Source organism: Clostridium sp., from assembly GCF_016650035.1.
Taxonomy (GTDB): domain Bacteria; phylum Bacillota; class Clostridia; order Clostridiales; family Clostridiaceae; genus Clostridium_AD.
Genome location: NZ_JAENWM010000019.1, coordinates 44,623 through 50,647, shown reverse-complemented (window position 1 = coordinate 50,647; position 6,025 = coordinate 44,623). Strand labels below are relative to the sequence as shown.

7 protein-coding genes are annotated in these 6,025 nt (G+C 31.6%); all 7 read left to right on the top strand.

Annotation, left to right across the window (positions count from 1 at the left end):
- Positions 1–538, top strand: a 538-nt coding sequence (locus JJD95_RS06655; protein ID WP_291641586.1) for an ATP-binding cassette domain-containing protein, incomplete at its 5' end; no start/stop codon positions are given.
- 77 nt (positions 539–615) lie between these two features.
- On the top strand, positions 616–1,413 hold the full coding sequence (locus JJD95_RS06650) for an energy-coupling factor transporter transmembrane protein EcfT (RefSeq protein WP_291641585.1): 798 nt from the start codon (positions 616–618) through the stop codon (positions 1,411–1,413).
- Positions 1,414–1,450: 37 nt separating this feature from the next.
- Complete coding sequence (gene truA / locus JJD95_RS06645; protein ID WP_291641584.1) at positions 1,451–2,185, top strand: tRNA pseudouridine(38-40) synthase TruA; 735 nt, start codon at positions 1,451–1,453, stop codon at positions 2,183–2,185.
- Positions 2,186–2,348: 163 nt separating this feature from the next.
- Complete coding sequence (gene rplM, locus JJD95_RS06640) at positions 2,349–2,783, top strand: 50S ribosomal protein L13 (protein ID WP_291641583.1); 435 nt, start codon at positions 2,349–2,351, stop codon at positions 2,781–2,783.
- 24 nt (positions 2,784–2,807) lie between these two features.
- The gene (gene rpsI, locus JJD95_RS06635; protein WP_291641582.1) at positions 2,808–3,200 is read left to right on the top strand and encodes a 30S ribosomal protein S9; all 393 of its coding nucleotides are present in this window, start codon (positions 2,808–2,810) and stop codon (positions 3,198–3,200) included.
- A gap of 279 nt (positions 3,201–3,479) precedes the next feature.
- Positions 3,480–5,096: a Na/Pi cotransporter family protein gene (locus JJD95_RS06630; protein ID WP_291641581.1), complete on the top strand. Its 1,617-nt coding sequence runs from the start codon at positions 3,480–3,482 to the stop codon at positions 5,094–5,096.
- A gap of 180 nt (positions 5,097–5,276) precedes the next feature.
- The gene (gene cwlD, locus JJD95_RS06625) at positions 5,277–6,002 is read left to right on the top strand and encodes an N-acetylmuramoyl-L-alanine amidase CwlD (RefSeq protein ID WP_291641579.1); all 726 of its coding nucleotides are present in this window, start codon (positions 5,277–5,279) and stop codon (positions 6,000–6,002) included.
- Positions 6,003–6,025: the final 23 nt, after the last annotated feature.

Sequence of the window (6,025 nt, the reverse complement as noted above, 5' to 3'; positions counted from 1 at the left end):
TTTTGGACCACACAATTTAGGTCTTGATAATGATGAAATAAATAAAAGAGTTCAAAGAGCTATGAAAATAGTAGGACTAGATTACGAAGAATACAAGGATAAATCACCTTTTGAAATAAGTGGTGGTCAAAAGAGAAGAGTCGCCATTGCAGGAGTAGTTGCTATGCAGCCAGCAATTTTAATTCTTGATGAACCAACAGCAGGACTTGACCCAAAAGGAAGAGATGATATATTAAGTAAAATTGTTCAGCTATACAAAGAGAATAATATGACTATAATTTTAGTGTCTCACAGTATGGAAGATGTTGCAAAGGTTGCAAACAGAATTATAGTAATGGACGAGGGAACTTGCATTCTAGATGGAACTCCCGCGAAGATATTTAAGGAAATACAAGTATTAGAAAATGTAGGGCTTGCAGTACCACAGGTTACCTATCTAATTAGAGAACTACGTAGCAAAGGATTCGATGTATCCGAGGATACATTTACTGTAGAAAAAGCTAAGCGAGAATTGCTTAGAATATTAAGGGCGGACTAGTATAAATTCTTTTATCCCAATAAGATGCCATTTATAACAGTAGTATTCGGGTCTTTCAACACATTGGAGGAATTTGTATGATTAAAGATATTACAATAGGTCAATATATGCCAGGAGATTCTTTTGTACATAAATTAGATCCAAGGTTTAAAATACTCATATCTCTACTATTTATTGTTAACCTATTTCTAGTAAATAATTTTTTAGGTTATCTATTTATATTTATATTTATTTTGTCAACCATAATGATAGCTAATTTATCTCCTAAATATATATACAAGGGGCTAAAGCCTATTTTTGTATTGTTACTTATTACAGCGATATTGAACATTTTTATGACTAGTGGAACTGAAGAAATTTGGAGATGGAAATTTATAACTGTATATAAAGAAGGTTTAATAATCGCAGCCTTTATGATAATTAGATTAGTGTTTTTAATTATTGGAACATCAATACTAACACTCACAACGTCTCCTATAGAGCTCACTGATGGTATAGAGAGACTGCTTAATCCATTTAAAAGAATAGGTGTGCCAGCCCATGAGCTTGCAATGATGATGACTATTGCACTTAGATTCATTCCTACTCTTATGGATGAGACTGATAAAATAATGAAAGCACAAATGGCAAGAGGTGCTGATTTCGAGTCTGGGAATTTAATAAGTCGAGCTAAAAGTTTAATTCCTATTTTAGTACCCTTGTTTATAAGCTCATTTAGACGAGCAGATGAACTTGCAATGGCTATGGAATCAAGGTGCTATAAAGGTGGAGAAGGAAGAACAAGAATGAAAGAGTTAAAGATAACAACAAAAGATTTTGTAGCAAGTTTTGCATTCGCAATTCTATTTGTTATTACTATTGTTAGCAGAACATAATATTCTGTTTCCTATAAATAGAAAAGGATGTGAAATCTTGAGAAATATAAAGATTATAATAGAATATGATGGAACTAATTATTCGGGTTGGCAAATACAAAAGAATGCCATAACTATTCAAGAAAAAGTAGAGATTGCTATTTACGAAATTACGCGGGAAGAAACTAAAATAATTGGTTCTAGTAGAACAGATGCAGGAGTTCATGCAAGGGGCTATACAGGTAACTTTTATACCAGTAGCATTATATCTGCGGAAAAGTTTAGAGGAGCTATTAATAGTAAACTTCCATTAGATATTGTAATTTTACATTGTTCTGAGGTTCCACATGAATTTCATGCAAGGTATGATTCTACAGGTAAAATCTATAGATACTCTATACTTAATAGGCGTGAGTCTATTGCAGTAGGACGCAATTACATATATAATCATAAAAGAATATTAGACCTAGGGGCCATGAAACTTGCTACGCAGTATTTTATGGGCACTCATGATTTTTCTGCATTTAGAAATCTAGGTAGTTCTGTGAAAACTTCTGTAAGAACTATCACAAGGCTAGATATTATAAAAAATGGAGATTTAATAGAAATATATATTGCCGCTGATGGTTTTTTATATAATATGGTTAGAATAATAGTAGGTGCACTAATTCGAGTTGGAGAAGGAAAAATCAAACCTGTTGAAATTAAAGATATAATCGAATCAAAGCAGAGAGCAAAGGCTGGAAAATCAGCACCGGCCTGCGGATTATGTTTAGAAGAGGTTTTTTATTAAATAAATCACTAAAAAGGGTAATATCCTGCGTAAAAGCATTGACACACCCGGTAGAATGTATTATACTTATTAATGTTTGTATATGTTATCGTGTAATAAGATCCACTAGCCCCGGATCTTTAGCATAGAAATTCAATTGTTAAAAGTTCAGGGAGGGAAAATAATGAAATCATACTTAGCAAAACCGTTAGAAGTAGAAAGAAATTGGTTCGTTGTAGACTTAGAAGGATTAGTTTTAGGAAGAGCAGCTAGTCAAATAGCTTCAATCCTCAGAGGAAAGCACAAACCAACATTTACACCAAGCGTTGATACAGGTGACTTTGTCATTGTAATAAATGCTGAAAAGATCGTTTTAACTGGTAAGAAATTAGACCAAAAAATGTTAAGACATCACTCTTTTTATCCAGGTGGATTAAAAGAAGTTCCATATAGAATAGCAATGGTTAAAAAACCAGAGTTTATATTTGAAGAGGCAGTAAGAAGAATGCTTCCAAAAGGACCATTAGGCCGTCAAACAATTAAAAAAATGACAGTTTATAGAGGACCAGAACATAAAAACCAGGCACAAAATCCACAAACACTAGTTCTTAAATACTAATCAACTTAGAGGGGAGGAAATATAATGGCAAAGGTTCAATATATAGGAACAGGAAGAAGAAAGAAATCAGTTGCTAGAGTTAGACTTATACCTGGAGAAGGTAAAATTGTTATAAATAAAAGAAACATAGAAAATTATTTTGGATTAGAAACTTTAATGCTTATAGTTAATCAACCACTAGTACTCACAGGAACTAAAGATAAATTTGATATTTTAGTAAATGTGCACGGTGGTGGATATACAGGTCAAGCTGGAGCAATAAGACACGGAATTTCTAGATCACTACTTAAAGCTGATGAAACTTTAAGACCAGAACTTAAAAAAGCAGGATTTTTAACAAGAGATCCAAGAATGAAAGAAAGAAAGAAATATGGTCTTAAAAAAGCAAGAAAAGCATCTCAATTCTCAAAGAGATAATAGTCTTGTACATAGGAAGGGATATACACTTGGAAAAGGCGTATATTCCTTTTTTTTTGTTTAGATTAATAAAATTAGCACATAAGCTCCTAATAGTAATACAATCAAAAAGTAAAGAGTTTCTATGTTATGTTTGTGTTAAGAATAATAAAGTTCATGTTAAATATGATATAAATCACTTAACATAGACTTTAAAGCTATAGTATTATATATACGTATTACTAGGACATTTGGGATAGATAAAAATACTCGCGATAGATAAAAATATGGAGGGGTTTTATGTATGTTATAAATATGATTATAGGTCTTTTTGGTGGACTGGGGTTATTCTTATATGGAATGAAACTTATGGGTGATGGTTTAGAAAATGCCTCAGGTGAAAAACTTAAGAAGATATTTGAAAAAATAACATCTAATCCAGTCAAAGGGGTAGCTACAGGAGCTATAATAACAACGGTTATCCAAAGTAGTAGTGCAACCACGGTAATGGTAGTAGGTTTTGTTAATGCAGGGCTTATGAATCTTTATCAAGCTGCAGCGGTTATTATGGGAGCTAATATTGGAACTACTGTAACAGCACAATTAATTGCATTTAAGCTTGATGCTGTAATACCAATATTTTTAGGTATAGGATCTTTAACAATACTATTTTCAAAAGGTAAGAAATCTAGGGAAATAGGTAATATTATATTAGGTTTTGGTATTTTATTTCTAGGCATGGAATTAATGAAGAATACTATGGCCCCACTAGCAGAGTCTTCAGCATTTACAACTTTAATAATGAAATTAGAAGGTAATGCTTTATTAGGAATATTAACAGGTGCTTTGATGACAGCGGTGATTCAAAGTTCTTCCGCATCGACTGGTATTTTGGTGGCATTAGCCTCTACAGGAGCGCTTCCACTTGCTGTAGCAGTGCCGATTTTATTTGGTAATAATATAGGTACATGTATAACAGCTTTATTATCAAGCATAGGAACTTCAAGAACTGCTAAAAAAGCAGCTCTAATACATATAATGTTTAATATATTTGGCACGATAATTTTTATACCATTAATGCATCCTCTAATACAATTTGTACAGTCCATATCTCTAGGTGGAGCTTCAGATGTAAAAAGACAAATAGCAAATGCTCATACTATATTTAACATAGCAAATACAATAATTATGGTTCCATTTATAAGATATTTTGTTTTCCTTGTTAATAAAATAATACCTGGAGAAGATGAGGTTCAAACAATGGGTGTTAAGTATATAGATGACAGATTACTAGAAACACCAGTTATTGCAGTTGGTCAAACTACAAAAGAGGTTGTTAGAATGGCTAATTTAGCAAAAGATAATGTAAAGCTTGCTATGATGTGTTTTGTAAATAATGATGAAAAGAAGTTAAAAACTGTTTATAAAAATGAAAAATTAATAAATTTACTTGAAGATGAAATTACTTCATATTTGGTAAAACTTTCTACGATTCAATTGTCAGAACAACAAACTATAATAGTAACCTCTATGTTTAATGTTGTAAATGATATAGAGCGTATAGGAGACCATGCTGAAAACATAGCAGACTTGACTAGTGAAAAGCTTCAAAAGAATTTAAAGTTCTCTGAAGAGGCTTTAGATGAGCTAGATGGAATGTATAAATACGTGGTGAATGCACTAGAGTTTAGTATTGAAAGTTTTGAAAATAATGATATTAAAAAAGCAGAATCTATGGTTGCAATAGAAAATAGGATTGATAGCTTAGAAAAAGAGCTAAGAGCTTCGCATATAAGAAGATTAAATAATCATTCCTGCGGTGCAACGGTTGGGACTATGTTCCTAGACCTCATAAGCAATTTTGAGAGAATAGGAGATCATTCAACCAATATAGCTGAAGTAGTATTATACAAATAAGACAATTTAATATATAAATAAAAACACCAACTAATTTTTTAGTTGGTGTTTTTATTGTGCCTTGAAACGTGTACTTAAATTTATTTATTCCCATTACACTTGAGTATTCATATAAATAATAATAAATCATGTGTAACTTGAATAAAATTAATGATAGCAATAAATAAAAGGGTGGGTAGATTGAAATATAGAAACAATAAATTAACAGCTGTTGTGGTAGTAATTATTATAGCGATGGCAAGCTTTATAGGTGTAAATATAAATCTTTCAAAAGAAACTATGTATACTAACAGGAGAGTACAAACAGGTATTAAAAAAATACTCATTGATGCTGGTCATGGAGGGATGGATGGTGGAACAAGCTCTAAAAATGGTACTGTAGAAAAGAATATAAATTTAAGCATAGCAACAAAACTTAAAGTTTATTTGCAAAAATCCGGTTATGAGGTAGTAATGACAAGAGAGGATGACACAGGACTTTATTTAAATAGTGGAACAATAAGAGGTAAATATATTGAAGACTTAATTAACAGGTGTAATTTGAAGGAATCTACTAGTTGTGATATGTTTATCAGCATTCATTTAAATTATTTTACTCAGAGTAAATATTATGGGGCGCAAGTATGGTATTCGGATTATAAGGACAGTGTGATATTAGCGGGGGTAATTCAGAAGAACCTTAGGGAGGATTTAGATGGTAGCAATAAGAGAGTGCAAAAACCTGCTAAAAATGCTTATAGGATATTAAGAGAAAATGACAATATGCCAAGTGTGATTGTGGAGTGTGGATTTTTATCAAATTACGAAGAGGAACAAAAATTAAAATCTGATATATATCAAGAAAAGATAGCAGAATCCATAAGTAAATCCGTAGGGGAATTTTATATTAATGGAACTACTGAGTAAATAATTAAATAATATCTATAGTA

Bases quoted from the DNA above. Each gene is read 5' to 3' on its own strand.
- JJD95_RS06650 (WP_291641585.1), top strand. From the start codon at position 616: ATGATTAAAGATATTACAATAGGTCAATATATGCCAGGAGATTCTTTT.
- rplM (WP_291641583.1), top strand. From the start codon at position 2,349: ATGAAATCATACTTAGCAAAACCGTTAGAAGTAGAAAGAAATTGGTTC.
- rpsI (WP_291641582.1), top strand. From the start codon at position 2,808: ATGGCAAAGGTTCAATATATAGGAACAGGAAGAAGAAAGAAATCAGTT.
- JJD95_RS06630 (WP_291641581.1), top strand. From the start codon at position 3,480: ATGTATGTTATAAATATGATTATAGGTCTTTTTGGTGGACTGGGGTTA.